Source organism: Neorhizobium sp. AL 9.2.2, from assembly GCF_013317225.1.
Classification (GTDB): Bacteria; Pseudomonadota; Alphaproteobacteria; order Rhizobiales; family Rhizobiaceae; genus Neorhizobium; species Neorhizobium soli.
The window spans coordinates 1,061,757-1,079,835 of record NZ_JAALXU010000003.1 but is presented as its reverse complement, the minus strand read 5'-3'; the positions used below and the strand labels follow the sequence as shown (position 1 = coordinate 1,079,835).

Here is an 18,079-nt window from a genome sequence, read left to right as displayed (position 1 = left end):
CTTGAGACCTATTGCCTTATCTGTTCCGGGCTTTCCCCGACGACCTTGAGCGGCGAACTTCTCTCGTTCGGCTGGTTCTCGCGCCGAAGCACCTTCGAGAGCACCTCGTCCTTGGGACCAAAGGCCGCAAGACCACCGTCCTTCATCATCAGCACGAAATCCACCGCCGCGAGCGCACTCGGGCGGTGCGCAACCACGATCACGATGCCCCCGCGTTTGCGGATGCCGATGATCGCGTCCGTCAGCGCGACCTCGCCTTCCGAATCGAGATTGGAATTGGGCTCGTCCAGAACAACCAGAAACGGCTTGCCGAACAACGCACGCGCAAGCCCGATGCGTTGGCGTTGACCGGCCGAAAGCATGGAACCGCTCAAGCCAATATCGGTATCATAGCCGTTCGGCAGGCGCAGGATGAGGTCGTGGACGCCTGCAGCCTTTGCCGCCTCAATGACATCGGCCGCATCAGGGTTTTCACGAAACCGCGCAATGTTGTCCGAAACGCTGCCCGCAAAAAGTTCGATCTCCTGCGGAAGATATCCGAGATGGCGACCACGGTCCTCGTCGCTCCACTGGTCGAGCGCTGCGCCATCCCGCCTGACACTGCCGCGATAGATCGGCCAGACGGCCGTCAGAGCCCGCACGAGCGATGATTTGCCGGATGCACTCGGTCCGATCACGCCGAGAGCGCTGCCGGCCTGAAGCGTAAACGATACATTGGAAATCACCAGTTTCTGCAGCCCGGCCGGGCCGCTCGAAAGGCTCTCCACCGCCAGACTTTGCTTCGGTGCGGGCAGCGACAGAGGCATATCGGCCTCCGGCAGAGCATTGAGCATATGCCGCAACCGTTTCCAGGCCTGCTGGGCCGAAACGAAGCCGCGCCAGTTTGCAATCGCCTGCTCGACCGGGGCGAGCGCGCGGGAGGTAAGGATGGACGACGCGATGATGATGCCGCCGGATGCCTGGTTTTCGATGACGAGCACCGCGCCGACGGCGAGGACCGCCGACTGCAGCGCGATGCGAAAAATCTTGGTAACGGACAGGTATCCGTTCGAGGTATCGGAATTGGTCTGATAGCTGCTGCGATAGTTGGCGTTTGTCGCAGTCCATTGCCGTGAGAAGTCGTTTGCCATGCCCATGGCCTCAATGACTTCGGCATTGCGTTGTGCCGCCGAAAGAAAGGCGCTGCGCTGGCCGGTCAGTTCGTGCACTTTCTTGGCGGAAACCTGCGTGCTGCGGTTGGTGAGGTAGGTGAGCACCATCAGGATGAGCGCCCCACCGACTGCCATATAGCCGATGACCGGATGAAACAGAAAACAGATGGCGACATAGAACGGCAGCCACGGCAGGTCGAAAAAGGCCGGCGGCCCCGCGCTCGAGACAAACGAACGGACCTGGTCGAAATCCTTCATGATCGAAAGACCGTCGATCGACGCCTTCGTCTTGACCGGCGCCTTGAGCATCATCTTGAAAACCCGCGACCCCATCGTATCATCGATGATGCCGGCAATCCTTGTCAGCATGCGGCTGCGGGTAAGCTCGAATGCGCCTTGAAATAGATACAGCATCAATGCCAGCAAGCTGAGCGCGATCAGCGACGGGATGCTGCGGCTCGGGATGACGCGATCATAGACCTGCAGCATGAAGAATGAGCTGGTGAGATAGAGCACGTTGACCAGTCCGCTCGCGACCGCGACCGCAACGAGACCGGTTCTGCTCCGCGCAATGGCTTCGCTCATCGGATCTTTGGAGGCTTGCCGTGGGGATCCCGAAGCGGTTTCGGCCATAATGCGCAATCCTGATGCAGGGATCACACCTATTACCCGTAACGGGTTTAAAGTTCAATAAAGCCGCGCGGCAGAGAGATCGCTCCGGCACAAGTGCCCCGCTGTCGTCCAAGGACGTGCCGGGCCAAACCATTTGTCAATCAACAATCCGCAAAGTTCTTGAATCGGCGGCTATCACGAATTGGTTTACGGAACCTTACTTCAGGACCGCCGTTCTGAGGGCAAAGGAGTCTCAGCATGAGAATAGTCTTCGTCGCTCTTATCGGTTCGGTCCTCAGTATTCTGGTGTTCAAGTATTCTGATCACTCGCTTGGCGATACGGAAATACTCGCGTCTCCGACCCAGTTGTCGGCTGCCAACTAGGATCATCCCAAAGAGAAAAAGGACCAGCTTACATCATCGCGATCTCAAGCGATCGCATCACGAGAGGAAGTGCAAGCATGACCATGCGTAATATTCTGCTGGTGTGTTGTTCAGCTGCTGTTGGTGCCGTCTTTGTAATTCTTGTTGGCATTCCAAGCACGCCTGTTGCGCACGAGAAATCCGCTCGCTTGAGTGGCGCCGCGACTGAAACGGCTTTTCTTCCCGAGCGCTTCGGGGTCCCCCATCCAACCCGTTAAAATTTTTGACGCGTAAACAAAAAAGGCCGGCGTCAGAAACGCCGGCCTTTTTGCATGCTGAATTGCTTCAGTGGATCGGCTTTCCGCCGTCTTCTTCTTCGAACGTCACTGCGACGTCACCATCTGCAGAGAGACGAACCTTGTCGCCTTCGACATCGGCAACGAGTTCAAGCGAAATGAAATGGTGATGGCCTTTATGGCTCCCCTCACCGCTATCCTTCTTGGTCAGCTTGATACGGTTTCCTTCAACGCGGTCGACCGTTCCGATGTGGACGCCGTCCGCACCGATCACTTCCGCATGTTCCTTGATAAGGGCGACATCGATCATCTGAGTTCTCCTTTGTGTGTTCAGCCATAACGCACAACCGCGAAGTTCGATGCAGTGCCTCCGATACATTACCGACATTTAAGTTGGCCACCGGCTGCTTTCATGCGAATGCCTCGTTCCAGAGTTGCAAAGCCGCGGTTTCGACGCGATCCCTCGCTAGACCGGAACGGCTCGCGCTATTTCCACCGCATCGAGGATAGCCATTGAACGTCCAGTCCACTCCCCCAGCCAGCCGTAAACAGGATGCGCCTGATCTCGCCGCGATCCTTGCGTCTTCGGGCAAGCGGAAAAAGCGTGGACGTTGGTTTGTCTGGCCTCTCCTCATCCTCATCGCCGCCGCAGCCCTGCTGGCTTACTCCTATTTCGGCAGCAGCGGCCCACGATACGATTACACGACGCAGGCCGCCAAGCGCGGCGACCTCGCGGTGGTTGTCACGGCCACCGGCTCCGTCCAGCCGACCGATCAGGTGGACATCTCCAGCGAGCTTTCCGGCACGGTCCGAAAAGTCAACGTGACCTATAACAGCGCGGTCAAGGCCGGCGATGTGCTGCTCGAACTCGACACCAGCAAGCAGGAAGCGGATGTGCAGAGCGCGCGCGCGCAACTTGCGTCTGCGAAGGCCAACGTCCTGAAGGCCGAGGCAGAAGCGGCTTCCGCGAAGATTTCATTCGACCGCCTGACGGCACTCGTCGCCAATCGCATTTCCAGCCAGCAGGATCTGGATGCGGCGCGCTATGCCTACGAATCGGCGGTTGCGACGAAGGACATCAATCAGGCCGCGATCCTGTCTGCCGAAGCAAGCCTGAGGCTCGCCGAGGTTAACCTCGGCAAACTGACGATCGTGTCTCCGATCGACGGGATCGTGCTGACCCGCGAAGTCGATCCCGGTGCAACGGTCGCCTCGTCGCTCAATGCACCGGTCCTCTTCACAATCGCCGGCGACCTCAAGCGCATGGAACTCCAGGTCTCCGTCGACGAGGCGGATGTCGGCCAGGTCAAGGACGGGCAGCCTGCGCGCTTCTCGGTCGACGCCTATCCGGAGCGGAGCTTTCCGGCCACAATCGAAACCGTCCGGTTCGCCTCCGAAACCGTGTCCAACGTCGTGACCTATAAGGCGATCCTGACCGTCGACAATGCCGATCTGCTGCTGCGGCCGGGCATGACCGCCACGTCAGACATCACGGTCCAGTCGGTCAAGGATGCGCTGCTTGTCCCGAACGCTGCGCTTCGTTACTCGCCGGCCGCCACCGCACGGCAGCGCGGCAATGTCCTCTCCCGGCTGTTCTCGCCACCACGCCCGCCCCGCAACCGCAATCGTGGCGAACAGGCAGCGAATAACACCCGCGCCGTCTGGGTGCTGCGCAACGGCGAAGCCCAGCGGGTGCCGGTCGAAACCGGGCCGACCGATGGCCAGTTCACGGTTCTGAAATCAGGCGAAATCCGCGACGGCGATGAACTGGTGACGGATGCCGTCGCAAGGGCGCAGTGATGGACCTCGCCGTCACGCCTGCCCCCCTCATCGCATTCGACAAGGTCTCGAAGTTCTACGGGCGCGGCGAAGCGACGATCCGGGCGCTGGACCAGATCGACCTTGCCATATCGGCCGGGGAATTCGTGTCGATCATGGGACCCTCCGGTTCCGGCAAATCGACTGCCATGAACATCATCGGCGGGCTCGATATCCCCTCATCCGGCGAGTTCCTGTTTCAGGGCGTGCCGACGACAGATTTCAGCCGGGAGCAGCGCACGCTTCTGAGACGCCACATGCTGGGCTTCGTGTTCCAGGGGTTCAATCTTCTCGCCCGCACATCGGCCGTCGAGAACGTGGAACTGCCGCTCGTCTATCGCGGCATGGCGCACAAGGAGCGGCGTGAGCGCGCAACTGCGGCGCTGGCGCAGGTCGGCCTCGCCGGGCGCGAAGGGCATACCACCCAGGAACTCTCCGGCGGCCAGCAGCAGCGTGTCGCGATTGCACGGGCGATCGTCACCGATCCGGCCGTGCTTCTTGCCGACGAACCAACCGGCAATCTCGACACGAAGACCAGCACGGAGATCATGGAGCTGATCACCCGGCTCAACCGCGACAACGGCATCACCGTCATCATGGTCACCCATGAGGAAGATATCGCAGCCTACGGGTCGCGTCTGTTGCGCTTTACCGACGGTCATCTCGTCTCCGACGAACCCAATCTCGAAAGGGCAAGCCATGCTGCTGGAAGCCGCTAAGCTCGCCTGGCGGGCAATCAGCCGCAATCTGCTGCGGTCCTTCCTGACGGTGCTGGGCGTTGTGATCGGCGTCGCGGCCGTCATCGCCATGGTGACGATCGGCAATGGTACGACTGCGAAGGTGCGCGATGAACTTTCCCGCCTCGGCACCAACACGCTGTTCATTCGCCCCGGTCAGTGGGGACCGGGCCGCGCGAGCACGGAAGCCAAGCGCTTCAACGACAAGGATGTGCTGGCGATCAAGGAGCAGGTCTCCGGCCTTCGGGGCGTCGCCCCGATCAACCGCGGAACTGCCACTGTTATCGCCGGCGGCGCCAACCATTCGTCGAGCGCAGTCGGCACCACCAACGACTATTTCATCGTGCAGGATTGGGATATGGCGCTCGGTCGCAATTTCAATCCGAACGAGGATCGCGGCAGCCATGCCGCCTGCATCATCGGCGAGACCGTCCGCAAGCAGCTGTTCGGCGCTGCCAATCCCGTCGGACAGTTGATCCGGGTCAGCAACATCGCCTGCCCGGTCGTCGGCGTTCTCGCGGTCAAAGGTCAGTCCGGCATGGGCGACGACCAGGACGATACCGTCATCATGCCGCTGAAACTGCACCAGCGCCGGATCGGTGGAACGACGACGATCTCCAGCATCGTTATCTCTGCCCAGGACGGCGTCTCGACCGCCAAGGTCCAGTCGGACGTCGAAGGCCTCTTGCGCGAGCGGCGGCGCATCGCGATCGGACGCGATGACGACTTCTCCGTCAACGACATGTCGCAGATCGCGGCGGCGATGACGGGCACGACGGTCCTGCTGACGGGCCTTCTCGGCGCCGTTGCTGCCGTCAGCCTCTTGGTCGGCGGTATCGGCATCATGAATATCATGCTGGTCTCGGTCACCGAGCGCACCCGCGAGATCGGCATCCGGCTGGCCATCGGCGCGCTCGAAAGCCAGGTTCTCCGGCAGTTCCTAGTGGAGGCCGTGATGCTGTCGATCTTCGGCGGGGTGACCGGCATCATAACAGGCCTTGCGCTCGCCTACGGCGTTGTCAGCTTCCTCCAGGTGCCGTTCGTGGCCAGCCCGACGATCATCCTTATGGCCTTCGCCTTTTCGGCAGCAATCGGCATGATCTTCGGCTACTTTCCGGCTCGACGGGCGGCCCAGCTCAACCCCATCGAGGCGCTACGCCACGAATAAACGCGCATGAAAAAAGGGCCTCGCGGCCCTTTCTCTTCAACATCCGAAATTACCGCCTTAAGCAGCCGGAGATTGCGTGGTGCGCTGCTGGGCAAGCGCCGCCAGATCGGCAGGCTTCAGTTCAACCGATTCGCCGCAACCGCAGGCCGATGTCTGGTTCGGGTTCACGAAGGTGAAGCCGGATCGCATCTTGGTCGTCTCGAAATCCATCTGGGTGCCGAGCAGGTAAAGAACGGCCGAGGGCTCGATCCACACCTTGGCGCCGTCCCGCTCGATCAGGTCGTCCTTGGCATTGGGCACAGTCACGAGATCGATCGTGTACTCCATGCCGGCGCAACCGCCCTTCTTGATACCGACGCGCAAGCCGAGCGCATCAGGACCGGAGTTCGAGGTGATCTGGTTGACGCGCTGTGCAGCAGCGTCGGTGATCGTCATGACAGCAAAGCCCATGGCATTCTTTCCTTCCACGACCGGGTTCAAGGCCCGGTGTTTCTAGACCTGATGTTTCGAGAGTACGTCTCGTGTTACCAACTTAGTACCGGTGCCTTAACCGATCAATACCACCCGACAGCAACCTGCGCCTCTTCGGACATCCGCTCCGGCGTCCATGGCGGATCGAATGTCATCTCGACCTCGACGCCGGACACGCCTTCGACGGCGCCGACGGCATTTTCCACCCAACCCGGCATTTCCCCGGCAACCGGGCAACCGGGCGCTGTCAGCGTCATCATGATCTTCACCATCCGGTCGTCCTCGATATCGACCTTGTAGATCAATCCGAGTTCGAAGATGTCGGCCGGGATTTCCGGATCATAGACGGTTTTCAACGCCGCGACGATGTCGTCGGAAAGCCGCGCCACCTCGTCCTCGGGAATGGCGGACTGGATGATCCCCTCGCGGGCATCCCATTTCGGTATCTGGTCGTCCATGGCCTTCAAAAGTCCTTCAGGAAAAGAAATCGCGGGCGTAGTCGAGTGCATCGGCCAACGCATCCACTTCGGCCCGGGTATTGTACATGCCGAAGGATGCACGGCATGTGGAGGTAACGCCGAAGCGTTTCAAGAGCGGCATGGCGCAATGGGTGCCGGCTCTGACCGCCACACCGCGCCGGTCGATCACCATAGAAATGTCATGCGCATGAATGCCGGCAAGCTCGAACGAGAAGATCCCGCCCTTGCCCGGCGCATTGCCGATGATCCGCAGCGAATTGATCGCACTCAGCCGTTGGGTCGCATAGGCGGTCAGATCCGCCTCGTGCTTTGCAATCGCATCACGGCCGACCCTGTCCATATAGTCCAGCGCATGACCGAGACCGATCGCCTGAACGATCGGCGGAGTGCCGGCCTCAAACCGGTGCGGCGGCTCGTTGTAGGTGACGAAATCTTCGGCCACGTCAATGATCATCTCGCCACCGCCCATGAACGGCCGCATCTCTTTCAGACGGTCCGCCTTGCCGTAGAGAACGCCGATACCCGAGGGACCGTAGAGCTTGTGGCCGGTCATCACGAACCAGTCGCAGTCGATATCGCGAACATCGATCGGCATGTGGACGGCGCTCTGGCTGCCGTCGACGAGAACGGGAATGCCGCGCTCGTGGGCGATGCGGCAGACGTCCTTGACCGGAACGACTGTCCCGAGCGCATTCGACATATGTGTGATGGCGACCAGCTTGGTCTTGTCCGTCAGCGCCTTCTCGAAGTCATCGAGATGAAAGCCACCGTCGTCATCGACCGGGATCCAGACGATCTTCGCACCCTGGCGTTCGCGAAGGAAGTGCCATGGCACGATGTTGGAATGGTGCTCCATGATGGTGATGACGATCTCGTCGCCGTCACCGATATGCGGCATTCCGTAACCGTAGGCGACGGTGTTGATCGCCGCCGTCGAGTTGCTGGTGAAGATGATTTCGTCCACGGAACCGGCATTCAGGAAACGGCGCACCTTTTCGCGCGCCGCCTCATAGGCATCCGTTGCCGCATTGGACAGGTAGTGGAGCCCGCGATGCACATTGGCATACTCGTTCGAGTAGGAATGCGCGATCGCGTCGATCACGGCCTGCGGCTTCTGGGCAGAAGCCCCGTTGTCCAGATAGACCAGCGGCTTGTTGCCATGCACCATGGTCGAAAGGATCGGGAAATCCTTTCGGATCGCTTCGACGTCGTAAGCTGTCGCAGGTGTGATCTGGTCCATGTCATGCCTCATTTTCTGAGACACACCTGAGAATCAGGCGTGCTTTTCGAGCCAGTCGGAGATGACGCCTTCCAGCGCTTCCACGAGCTTTTCTTCTTCCAGTTCCTCGACGATCTCCGCCACGAAGGCGTTGACCAGCATGGCACGGGCCCTGTTTTCCGGAACGCCGCGCGCCATCAGGTAGAAGAGATGGTTGCGGTCGATATCGGAAACCGTGGCGCCATGGCCGCAGATCACGTCGTCGGCAAAGATTTCCAGCTCCGGCTTCACCGAAAAATCGGCGTCGTCGGACATCAGAAGCGTATTGCACGCCATCTTCGCGTCGGTCTTCTGCGCGTCCGGGGCAACCTTGATCATGCCCTGGAAAACACCGCTCGCCTTGTCGAACAGGACGTTGCGGATGATTTCCGTGGAGCTCGTATGGGGAACGTTGTGGCCGAGTACCATCGTCACGTCCGTATGGGTATCGCCACCGAGCAGGTTGACGGCGCGCAGCGTGAACTCCGACCCCTCACCCTGAACCTCGACGCGAAGCTCCTGGCGCACCAGCTTGCCGCCGGCGTTGACGATAAACAGTCGCAGCTTGGTATCTGTACCGAGCGATATGCGGATCTGACCGAGATGGGTGTCGTCAGCCCCTTGAGTCTGGAGAATGATCCAGGTGATCTCAGCGCCGTCCTGCAGCGTCAGGTCACTGATTGACGACACGAGTGCCGCATCATCAGTCACCGCGCAGTGACGCTCGATGATCGTTGCCTTGGACCGCGCTCCGAACACCGCCGGAAACCGCGTATGGACCTGACCGGCGCCGTGGACCGCCTGAAGCTCGATCGGCTGCTCGACCGCAACATCCGCCGGTACGGAAAGCGCAAAGCCGTCCCGCACGAAGCTGCCGTTGATCCGAGCGATCGCGTCGTCCTTGTCGAACGCCGCAAGCCCAGCAACGGCCGAACCATCGGCGAGTTGGTCCCTAAAGACCGAAAGCTCGACGCCATCGATCGTCGCGCGGTTGTCCGCTACGCCCTGAACGATCGACAGGACTTTTGCCCCTTCGACCAGCGGCGCGACCGGTTGAACCGAAACACCGCCGACGACACGCTCTGGAACAGAGCGCAGCAGGTTCTTCAGATCCGTGTAGTGCCAGGACTCGATGCGTCGCGTCGGCAGGCCGAACCGCTTCAGATCGTCGAGAAGACGGTCGCGGGTCCCCGTGACGGCACCGTTGCCCGGCAGTTCGCCAACCTGGGCCGCAAAAGCCTCGACGAGCGCCGTTTCGGCGGCCGTCAGCCGGACGGGCTGATTAATTTGCATGTTCATGCCAAATTCCTTCCCGCGTCTCAGGCTGCTTTGCCGATGATGTCCGCGTAGCCATTGGCCTCGAGTTCGAGCGCCAGCGCCTTGTCACCAGTGCGGATGATCTGGCCCTTGTAGAGGACGTGAACCGTATCCGGCACGATATAGTCGAGCAGGCGCTGGTAGTGGGTAATGACGATCGTCGCACGATCCGGCGACTTCAGCGCATTGACGCCATCTGCCACGATCTTGAGCGCATCGATGTCGAGGCCGGAATCGGTCTCATCCAGCACGCAGAGCAATGGCTCGAGCAGCGCCATCTGCAGGATTTCTGCACGCTTCTTCTCGCCGCCGGAAAAACCGACATTGAGCGGACGCTTCAGCATGTCCATGTCGATCTTCAGCTCGGCAGCGGCTTCCTTGACGCGACGGATGAAGTCCGGCGTCGTCAGTTCGGCTTCGCCGCGCGCCTTGCGCTGCTCGTTCATGGCCACCTTGAGGAACTGCATGGTGGCGACGCCCGGGATTTCGACCGGATACTGGAAGGCGAGGAAAATGCCCTTGGAGGCACGCTCCGCCGGATCGAGCTCCAGAATGCTCTCACCGTTCAGAAGGACTTCCCCCTCGGTGACTTCGTAGTCCGGACGTCCGGACAGGATGTAGGACAGCGTCGACTTGCCGGAACCGTTCGGCCCCATGATTGCAGCAACTTCGCCAGCCTTCACGGTTAGGTTCAGGCCACGGATGATTTCGGTGCCGTCTTCGGCAATGCGGGCATGCAGGTTTTTGATCTCAAGCATAGGTCTATCTTTCCGGATACTCTTTAGTGACGCGCCAGGCGCGCTATTCAAATGACAGGCCGATCAGCCGACGGAGCCTTCGAGCGAAATCCCGATCAGCTTCTGCGCTTCGACCGCAAATTCCATCGGCAGCTGCTGGATGACATCCTTGACGAAGCCGTTGACGATCAGGGCGATCGCTTCTTCTTCGGGAATGCCGCGCTGCATGACGTAGAACTTCTGGTCGTCGGAAATCTTCGAGGTCGTCGCTTCGTGCTCGATCTGGCCCGACGAGTTCTTCACGTCGATGTAAGGCACGGTATGCGCGCCGCACTTGTCGCCGATCAGCAGCGAATCGCAGTTGGTAAAGTTTCGGGCGTTTTCAGCCTTGCGGTGGATGGAGACCTGACCGCGATAGGTGTTCTGCGAGACGCCTGCCGAAATCCCCTTCGAGATGATGCGGCTCGACGTGTTTTTGCCGAGGTGGATCATCTTGGTGCCGCTATCGATCTGCTGGTGACCGTTCGACACGGCGATCGAGTAGAACTCGCCGCGGCTATCGTCACCACGCAGAATGCAGGACGGGTATTTCCAGGTGATCGCTGAGCCTGTCTCGACCTGGGTCCAGGAAATTTTCGAACGGTGGCCGCGGCAATCGCCACGCTTGGTCACGAAGTTGTAGATACCGCCCTTGCCCTGGGCATCGCCCGGGTACCAGTTCTGAACGGTCGAATACTTGATCTCGGCATCGTCGAGAGCAACAAGTTCGACCACTGCGGCATGCAGCTGGTTCTCGTCACGCTGCGGCGCCGTGCAGCCTTCGAGGTAGGACACGTAAGCGCCTTCCTCGGCAATGATCAGCGTGCGTTCGAACTGGCCGGTGTTCTTCTCGTTGATACGGAAGTAGGTGGACAGTTCCATCGGGCAGCGAACGCCCTTCGGCACGAACACGAACGAGCCATCGGTAAACACGGCAGCGTTCAGCGTGGCGTAATAGTTGTCGGTGGCCGATACGACCGTGCCCAGATACTGCTTGATCAGGTCCGGATGCTCGCGAATGGCTTCCGAGATCGACATGAAGATCACGCCGGCCTTCTGAAGTTCCTTCTTGAAGGTCGTGACAACAGACACGGAATCGAACACCGCATCGACGGCAACCCGCGGCTTGTCGACGCCCGCAAGGATTTCCTGCTCGCGCAGCGGAATGCCAAGCTTTTCATAAACGCGCAGCAGCTCGGGATCGACTTCCTCGAGCGACTTCGGACCGGACGTGGTCTTCGGCGCGGCATAGTAATAGAGATCGTTGAAGTCGATCTTGGGATAATCGACGCGCGCCCAGGTTGGCTCTTCCATCGTCAGCCAGCGCTTGTAGGCGTCGAGACGCCATTCCAGCATCCATTCGGGCTCCTGCTTCTTGGCGGAAATGAAGCGGATGATGTCTTCCGAAAGGCCCTTGGGCGCCTTGTCCACTTCGATGATGGTTTCGAAGCCGTATTTGTACTGATCGATATCGATCCCACGGACCTGATCGATTGTTTCCTGGACAGCTGGCATGTTCATTCTCCAAATCTTGCCGGCTCAAATTCCGGCAATTCTGTCATGTCTCCGGGAGGTTCTGTTCCTCCCGTATGTAGGCGCCAAAAGGCGGTTTTCACACCTTTAGGCAAGTAGAAAGTTGCGCTCTCTCAAATTAGAGCGCTATTACGCCGCAACGCCTTGTGCCTTGCGACGGGATGCGATTTTGGCAAAAGCCGCAACCGCACGCGTAATGTCTTCGTCTGTCGTGTCGGGACCGAGCGAGATGCGCAGGGCACCCAGCTGTGGATCCCGGCCCATCGCCGTCAGCACATGGCTCTCGCCGACCTTGCCCGAAGAGCAGGCCGAACCGGCCGAAAGCGCGATCCCCTCGATATCGAAAGCGATCTGACCCGTTTCCGCTTTCAGCCCCGGCAGGGTGAAGAAGCAGGTATTGCCAACGCGGGGAACGTCCGCGCCATGGATCATCACATCGGCAGCAGCCTTGCGCATCTCGCCCTCAAGCCGATCCCGCAAAGCGCCGATACCGGCATTGCGATCATCGAGGTCTTCGCTCATCGCCGCAGCCGCCGCGCCGAAGCCGACGATCGCGTGAAAATTCTCGGTCCCCGAACGGTGACCCTTCTCCTGCCCGCCACCCCGGATCAGCGGCTTCGGCATCAGAACTTCGCCGCGCGAAATCAGGGCGCCGACGCCCTTCGGTCCGCCGATCTTGTGCGACGAGATCACCATGAAGTCGGCATCAAGCCTGGTGATATCGACCGGGATACGACCGACGGCCTGCACCGCATCGACGACCAGAAGCCCGCGATGCCTGTGGACGATCTCCGCAGCCTCCGCCACCGGCTGGATCACGCCGGTCTCGTTATTGACCAGCATCAGCCCAACCATCGGAAGGCCAAGAGAATGGTCATGCGCCGCCATCAGGGTTTCCAGCGCCGAAAGATCCGCGATGCCTGTGGGCGTCACCGGTATCTCGATCACCTGCGCAGGATCGAATCTTCCGCCTTCCCGGATCGCGGGATGCTCGATCGCCGAAACGTAAAGAGCGCCGATCGCGACCGGCGAACGGCCCATCCGGTAGTCAGGGGTCAAAACGTGGTTCGATGCCTCCGTCGCACCGCTGGTAAAGGTAACATGCGCGGAATCTGCACCGACCAGGGCCGCAACCTGGCGACGCGCCTTGTCGACGGCCGCGCGAGACAACCGGCCCTCACCATGCACCGACGACGCGTTGCCGGGAAGCTGAAGGGCCTCCAGCATCGCGGCACGCGCCGGCGCGCTCAAAGGCGCGGTCGCGTTCCAGTCGAGATAGGTGCGGTTCAACGCCATTGCCTGATCAGATTCCGTCCCTAATTACCGTTGGGTCTCATCTAGGGTTGCCGCAGGCCGCATTTTTCTTGAAATTCCGGCCACGCTTGCCTTAAGAGACATCGCATCGGGCGCTGCCAAGGCGGCCCCAATTTCGAATGGTTCTAAACTGGGTTTTAGAAAAGCTGAGCGGCTTCGTCAAGTCAAACTCGACGGATGAACCGTGGATAGCAACCCAGTCTGGCATCAGATCACGTTTGACCGACCGGAGTACCGATGCCCGAAGTGATTTTCAACGGCCCTGCAGGCCGCCTGGAGGGCCGCTATCAGCCTTCCAAGGAAAAGAGCGCGCCGATCGCCATCATCCTGCATCCGCACCCGCAGTTCGGCGGCACGATGAACAACCAGATCGTATACCAGCTCTTCTATATGTTCCAGAAGCGCGGTTTCACGACGCTCCGCTTCAACTTCCGTTCGATCGGACGCAGCCAGGGCGAGTTCGACCACGGCGCCGGTGAATTGTCCGACGCAGCCTCGGCACTCGACTGGGTCCAGAGCCTGCATCCGGATTCCAAGAGCTGTTGGGTCGGCGGATATTCCTTCGGCGCCTGGATCGGCATGCAGCTTCTGATGCGCCGCCCGGAAATCGAAGGCTTCATCTCCGTTGCGCCGCAGCCGAACATCTACGACTTCTCGTTCCTGGCGCCCTGCCCCTCCTCCGGCCTCATCATCAACGGCGATGCAGACAGGGTTGCGCCTGAAAAGGACGTCAACGGCCTCGTCGAGAAGCTGAAGACCCAGAAGGGTATCCTCATCACGCACAAGATCATCGAGGGCGCCAACCACTTCTTCAACGGTCAGACCGAAACGCTGATGGGCGAATGCGAGGATTACCTCGATCGCCGCCTCAATGGCGAACTCGTCCCCGAGCCGGCTGCCAAGCGCATCCGCTAAGGCTACTGTGCATCGAAGAAACAAAAATGGCCGCGTTTGCGGCCATTTTCGTATCTTCAGTTGACCGGTCGCACATGTGCCGCACGCGGACGCCCATCGTCTGACGTCGCTTCATGAACCCGGTTACGGCCGGCCCGCTTCGCGGCATAGAGCGCCACATCCGCCTGCCGGAACATTTCGTCGAGCGCGTCGGGGCTGGTGAGATTGGCGACGCCGAAACTCGCCGTGATCCTTGAGGTGGGTGGCAGACCCGCCACCGACATCGCCATCGTGCCGCCCCTCAGAGCCTGAGCCACCATCAGCGCAACGTCCATCGGCGTGTTGGGAAGGAACACGGAGAACTCTTCGCCGCCCATCCGGCCGACGATTGCTTCTTTTGGCGCGCACGAGGAAAGCAAGGTCCCGAAACTCTGGATCACCATATCCCCGGCATGATGCCCATAGGTGTCATTGATGGTCTTGAACCTGTCAAGATCGCATAAAACCACCGCATGCGGTCCTTTTGGAAACGTCGCGATCGCGGATCTCACCCGGCGCTCGAAGCCGCGCCGGTTTGCAAGGCCCGACAGAGCGTCGCTTTCCGACACGCTGCGTTCATCCGCCATGATTTCGAGCACCAGCACCGACAGCAGTGTCAGGCCGACCGCGACCATCAGAACAGCCGTCAGGCTCTGGGAGATCAGCGCATAGTCGGTGCGGATATAGTCTGTCGCGACGGACCCGGCACCAACGGCGATCGCAAGTACGGCCTTCGCGATGAAGTGTACCCCTGTGACCGCAAGGAGCGCGCACACGACCTTGTCGATCAGCAGTTGCCGGTTCGAGCGCAACAAAGCCTGCAGAACCACGCCGGCGCTTGCGAGGATAACCAGGGCAAACGGAGTCTGGTAGGAAAATGCGTGAAGCGGCGTGCCGGGCCGCAGATCATAGACGAAGACGTTTCCGAAGGAGCTGACGGCGAACATCAATCCGGCAAGTCGACGGTTGATGCGAACGTCATAGAGACTGCCAATGCCGAAAAGCAGGAAAATCATGCCACCGAGAACGGTTGCAAAAGCTCCGATCGCCCAGGGACGCGGCCAGGGCAGATAGGCGACGGCAATCTCGCAAACAGCGGCCAGTGAAGCGACGCCGAAACCGGCCCCGAACCAAAGCGCGGCAACGCGCGACCGACTGCGGGTGGAAACAACCGCAAACACGATACAGAAACATATCGCGACGACGAAATTCACCCCCAGGAAAAAAACTGCCCCGTTCATCAACCCAACAATGCATTTAGAAAATAAGGAATGCCGCAGTCCTGCCTTCACCTTAGTGGCTTGGCAGAAAACAAAAGATTAATGAACCATGACGGCGAGTCACAGATAAGTGCAAGCGCATTTCGCTGCATTTTTGGAGTGATAAACCACCAAAACAGTGCTAGACGCCGGCTCTCAAGACAAAAAACGCATCCACAGAGAAGTAAGATGTCCAGGTTCAAGTCCGATTTCCTCCACACGCTCGATGAGCGTGGCTTCATTCACCAGATTTCCGACGAATCGGGTCTCGACGAACTGTTCGCCAAGGAAACCGTGACGGCCTATATTGGCTTTGACCCGACGGCACCAAGCCTCCATGCGGGCGGTCTCATCCAGATCATGATGCTGCACTGGATGCAGCAGACCGGCCACCGGCCGATCTCGCTGATGGGCGGCGGCACCGGCATGGTCGGCGATCCATCCTTCAAGGATGACGCGCGCCAGTTGATGACGATCGACACGATCGAAAGCAATATCGCTTCCATCAAGCGCGTCTTTTCCAACTACCTGAGCTACGGCGAAGGTCAGAAGGATGCGCTGATGATCAACAACGGCGACTGGCTGCGCGATCTCAACTACCTCGAATTCCTGCGCGATGTCGGCCGTCATTTCTCGGTCAACCGCATGCTGTCCTTCGACAGCGTCAAGACGCGCCTCGACCGCGAGCAGTCGCTGTCCTTCCTCGAATTCAACTACATGATCCTTCAGGCCTATGATTTCGTGGAGCTCAACCAGCGCTACGGTTGCCGCCTGCAGATGGGCGGCTCGGACCAGTGGGGCAATATTGTCAACGGGATCGACCTTGGTCACCGCATGGGGACACCGCAGCTCTACGCCCTCACCTCGCCGCTTCTGACGACATCGTCGGGTGCGAAGATGGGCAAGTCCATGAACGGCGCGGTCTGGCTCAACCCGGACATGCTGTCGGCCTATGACTTCTGGCAGTACTGGCGCAACACCGAGGACGCAGACGTCTCGCGCTTCCTGAAGCTCTACACCACTCTGCCCATGGACGAGATTGCCCGCCTCTCAGCACTTGCCGGTTCGGAAATCAACGAGGTCAAGAAGATCCTCGCGACGGAAGTCACCGCCATGCTGCACGGCCGCGACAATGCCGAGCAAGCGGCTGAAACCGCCCGCAAGACGTTCGAGGAAGGTGCGCTTGCCGACAACCTGCCGTCGATCGACGTCGCATCGTCGGAACTGGAGGCTGGTCTTGGCCTCCTGGCACTGATCGTCAAGGCAGGCCTTGCAGCCTCCAACGGCGAAGCTCGCCGGCATATCCAGGGTGGTGCCGTGCGCATCAACGATACGGCGGTCTCGGACGAACGCGCTGTCATTGGCACCGGCGACGTTACGGCCGACGGCGTGATCAAGCTGTCTCTCGGCAAGAAGAAGCATATCCTCGTCCGCCCGGCCTGAGTGCCAGCGGTCTGCAGAACAATGAAAAGGCCTCGTTCGCGGGGCCTTTTTTTTATTGGAACTCGAAGATCTGTCGGAACACACCGGGCGCGATGATCGACAGCGGATTGATCGTCAGCTTGGGCTTGTCGAACACACCTTCGAGCTTGAACGTGATGCCGATCAGTCCGCGGTCTCGTCCGTTGCCGAGGATGGCACCGATCAGCGGCTATTGACCTTCTTTGCAAGCTCGAACATTCTCACCATCATGAACACTGGCTCCGCAAACATCATCCGACGCCGACGCTGCATGACTGTGCAGCGTGGCGTGTTGATTCTGCGGTGGCGTGAGTTTCCGGAGGGATAGCCCTCCCCACCATCATGGGACTTCCCGGAACCTGCCCACCCCTATGTCGGCAGGTTTTTTGTTGTCTGAACCCTCAAATCAGGGAGCAAGCATGACCTCGACGCCAGCCCTTATGCCCATCAAGTTTCGCAGCGCAACCCAAGAAGATTGTGCCCATCTCGTTCTTTTCGCGGACATGGCAACACGCCGACTGACCTCATTCCTGTGGGGGAACATGGCTTCTCCCGGAGAATCGGCGTGCGAGATCGGCCGGAACGTTATCCGCAATGACGAGGGTCATTTTACCCACTTCACGAATTGGCGTATCGCCGAACATAAAGGCCAGAGCGTTGGTGCTTTAAACGGGTATATAATTCCAGAAATATCCGGTCCTGCTCCTAACATGGAGGTCGTAAAACCGCTCAACGAGTTGAAAGCACTGGCTGCCGGGACGTGGTATATCTCTGCCGCTGCGATCTACCAAGAATTCCAGGGTAAGGGGTTCGGGAAGGCACTGCTGGTAGAAGCGGAGCGCGTGGCCCGATCTGCAGGAAGCGACCGTCTGACGCTCATGGTTGGCAGCTTCAACGCGAAAGCATATGGCCTATATCAGGCAAGTGGCTTTACCGAATGGAGCAGACGGTCATTTTTCCCGTTTCCTGGTTCAGATGAACCGGGAGAATGGATTCTGATGGGCAAGCATTTACCGCAGAAATCCTAAGTGAAGCGAGAAATTCGAAACCGCCTTTTATTCAGGGTGATATCTATCCCAAAACTCACTCACAAAAGTCGGAGTTTTGCGAACGTTCCTTCCGAAAGAAAGTAT

19 protein-coding genes are annotated in these 18,079 nt (G+C 59.7%); 9 read left to right on the top strand and 10 right to left on the bottom strand.

Annotation, left to right across the window (positions count from 1 at the left end; genetic code table 11):
• Positions 1 to 8: 8 nt before the first annotated feature.
• Complete coding sequence (locus G6K99_RS11810) at positions 9 to 1,784, bottom strand: type I secretion system permease/ATPase (RefSeq protein WP_174196628.1); 1,776 nt, start codon at positions 1,782 to 1,784, stop codon at positions 9 to 11.
• 237 nt (positions 1,785 to 2,021) lie between these two features.
• On the opposite strand from G6K99_RS11810, the gene G6K99_RS23425 reads away from it, so the two are divergent.
• Both G6K99_RS23425 and G6K99_RS11805 read left to right on the top strand, forming a co-directional pair.
• Entirely contained in the window at positions 2,022 to 2,147 is a 126-nt protein-coding gene (locus tag G6K99_RS23425; RefSeq protein ID WP_256413796.1) for a hypothetical protein, read from the top strand.
• 77 nt (positions 2,148 to 2,224) lie between these two features.
• Complete coding sequence (locus G6K99_RS11805) at positions 2,225 to 2,404, top strand: hypothetical protein (protein WP_174196627.1); 180 nt, start codon at positions 2,225 to 2,227, stop codon at positions 2,402 to 2,404.
• Positions 2,405 to 2,471: 67 nt separating this feature from the next.
• Here the strand turns inward: G6K99_RS11805 and G6K99_RS11800 are convergent, their stop codons facing one another.
• Positions 2,472 to 2,732 (bottom strand): DUF2171 domain-containing protein, encoded by a 261-nt coding sequence (locus G6K99_RS11800; protein WP_062456750.1) that lies wholly within the window; start codon positions 2,730 to 2,732, stop codon positions 2,472 to 2,474.
• A 203-nt stretch (positions 2,733 to 2,935) separates the two neighbouring features.
• On the opposite strand from G6K99_RS11800, the gene G6K99_RS11795 reads away from it, so the two are divergent.
• The 3 genes from G6K99_RS11795 to G6K99_RS11785 are packed head-to-tail and all read left to right on the top strand — an operon-like array spanning position 2,936 to position 6,145.
• Positions 2,936 to 4,222: an efflux RND transporter periplasmic adaptor subunit gene (locus tag G6K99_RS11795; protein WP_062580786.1), complete on the top strand. Its 1,287-nt coding sequence runs from the start codon at positions 2,936 to 2,938 to the stop codon at positions 4,220 to 4,222.
• Positions 4,222 to 4,959 (top strand): ABC transporter ATP-binding protein, encoded by a 738-nt coding sequence (locus G6K99_RS11790; protein ID WP_174196626.1) that lies wholly within the window; start codon positions 4,222 to 4,224, stop codon positions 4,957 to 4,959. The genes G6K99_RS11795 and G6K99_RS11790 overlap by 1 nt, the downstream gene beginning before the upstream one ends.
• Positions 4,940 to 6,145, top strand: coding sequence for an ABC transporter permease (locus G6K99_RS11785; RefSeq protein WP_062456741.1), 1,206 nt, complete (start codon positions 4,940 to 4,942; stop codon positions 6,143 to 6,145). The genes G6K99_RS11790 and G6K99_RS11785 overlap by 20 nt, the downstream gene beginning before the upstream one ends.
• Before the next feature lie 57 nt (positions 6,146 to 6,202).
• Here the strand turns inward: G6K99_RS11785 and sufA are convergent, their stop codons facing one another.
• From sufA to G6K99_RS11750, 7 genes are all read right to left on the bottom strand, one after another.
• Positions 6,203 to 6,595 carry a Fe-S cluster assembly scaffold SufA gene (gene sufA / locus G6K99_RS11780; protein ID WP_062580792.1) on the bottom strand — a complete coding sequence of 131 codons (393 nt, stop codon included), beginning with the start codon at positions 6,593 to 6,595 and terminating at the stop codon, positions 6,203 to 6,205.
• 104 nt (positions 6,596 to 6,699) lie between these two features.
• Complete coding sequence (locus G6K99_RS11775; protein ID WP_062456735.1) at positions 6,700 to 7,074, bottom strand: SUF system Fe-S cluster assembly protein; 375 nt, start codon at positions 7,072 to 7,074, stop codon at positions 6,700 to 6,702.
• Positions 7,075 to 7,090: 16 nt separating this feature from the next.
• Positions 7,091 to 8,335: a cysteine desulfurase gene (locus G6K99_RS11770; RefSeq protein WP_174196625.1), complete on the bottom strand. Its 1,245-nt coding sequence runs from the start codon at positions 8,333 to 8,335 to the stop codon at positions 7,091 to 7,093.
• A gap of 33 nt (positions 8,336 to 8,368) precedes the next feature.
• Positions 8,369 to 9,652, bottom strand: coding sequence for a Fe-S cluster assembly protein SufD (sufD, locus tag G6K99_RS11765; protein WP_174196624.1), 1,284 nt, complete (start codon positions 9,650 to 9,652; stop codon positions 8,369 to 8,371).
• A gap of 20 nt (positions 9,653 to 9,672) precedes the next feature.
• On the bottom strand, positions 9,673 to 10,428 hold the full coding sequence (gene sufC, locus G6K99_RS11760; RefSeq protein WP_174196623.1) for a Fe-S cluster assembly ATPase SufC: 756 nt from the start codon (positions 10,426 to 10,428) through the stop codon (positions 9,673 to 9,675).
• A 63-nt stretch (positions 10,429 to 10,491) separates the two neighbouring features.
• Positions 10,492 to 11,961: a Fe-S cluster assembly protein SufB gene (gene sufB, locus G6K99_RS11755; RefSeq protein ID WP_113110548.1), complete on the bottom strand. Its 1,470-nt coding sequence runs from the start codon at positions 11,959 to 11,961 to the stop codon at positions 10,492 to 10,494.
• 147 nt (positions 11,962 to 12,108) lie between these two features.
• Positions 12,109 to 13,275 carry a cysteine desulfurase family protein gene (locus G6K99_RS11750; RefSeq protein WP_174196622.1) on the bottom strand — a complete coding sequence of 389 codons (1,167 nt, stop codon included), beginning with the start codon at positions 13,273 to 13,275 and terminating at the stop codon, positions 12,109 to 12,111.
• Positions 13,276 to 13,530: 255 nt separating this feature from the next.
• Between G6K99_RS11750 and G6K99_RS11745 the strand changes: the two genes are divergently transcribed.
• Positions 13,531 to 14,208, top strand: a complete 678-nt coding sequence (locus G6K99_RS11745; RefSeq protein WP_062456717.1) for an alpha/beta hydrolase — start codon at positions 13,531 to 13,533, stop codon at positions 14,206 to 14,208.
• Between the two features lie 56 nt (positions 14,209 to 14,264).
• On the opposite strand, the gene G6K99_RS11740 is transcribed toward G6K99_RS11745, so the two are convergent.
• Positions 14,265 to 15,467 carry a diguanylate cyclase gene (locus tag G6K99_RS11740; protein WP_174196621.1) on the bottom strand — a complete coding sequence of 401 codons (1,203 nt, stop codon included), beginning with the start codon at positions 15,465 to 15,467 and terminating at the stop codon, positions 14,265 to 14,267.
• Between the two features lie 207 nt (positions 15,468 to 15,674).
• Between G6K99_RS11740 and tyrS the strand changes: the two genes are divergently transcribed.
• The 3 genes from tyrS to G6K99_RS11725 all read left to right on the top strand — a co-directional run bounded on the left by tyrS (position 15,675) and on the right by G6K99_RS11725 (position 17,974).
• Positions 15,675 to 16,928: a tyrosine--tRNA ligase gene (tyrS, locus tag G6K99_RS11735; protein ID WP_062456711.1), complete on the top strand. Its 1,254-nt coding sequence runs from the start codon at positions 15,675 to 15,677 to the stop codon at positions 16,926 to 16,928.
• A 55-nt stretch (positions 16,929 to 16,983) separates the two neighbouring features.
• Positions 16,984 to 17,274 carry a hypothetical protein gene (locus tag G6K99_RS11730; protein WP_174196620.1) on the top strand — a complete coding sequence of 97 codons (291 nt, stop codon included), beginning with the start codon at positions 16,984 to 16,986 and terminating at the stop codon, positions 17,272 to 17,274.
• 91 nt (positions 17,275 to 17,365) lie between these two features.
• Positions 17,366 to 17,974 carry a GNAT family N-acetyltransferase gene (locus G6K99_RS11725; protein ID WP_174196619.1) on the top strand — a complete coding sequence of 203 codons (609 nt, stop codon included), beginning with the start codon at positions 17,366 to 17,368 and terminating at the stop codon, positions 17,972 to 17,974.
• The last annotated feature ends 105 nt before the right edge of the window (positions 17,975 to 18,079 follow it).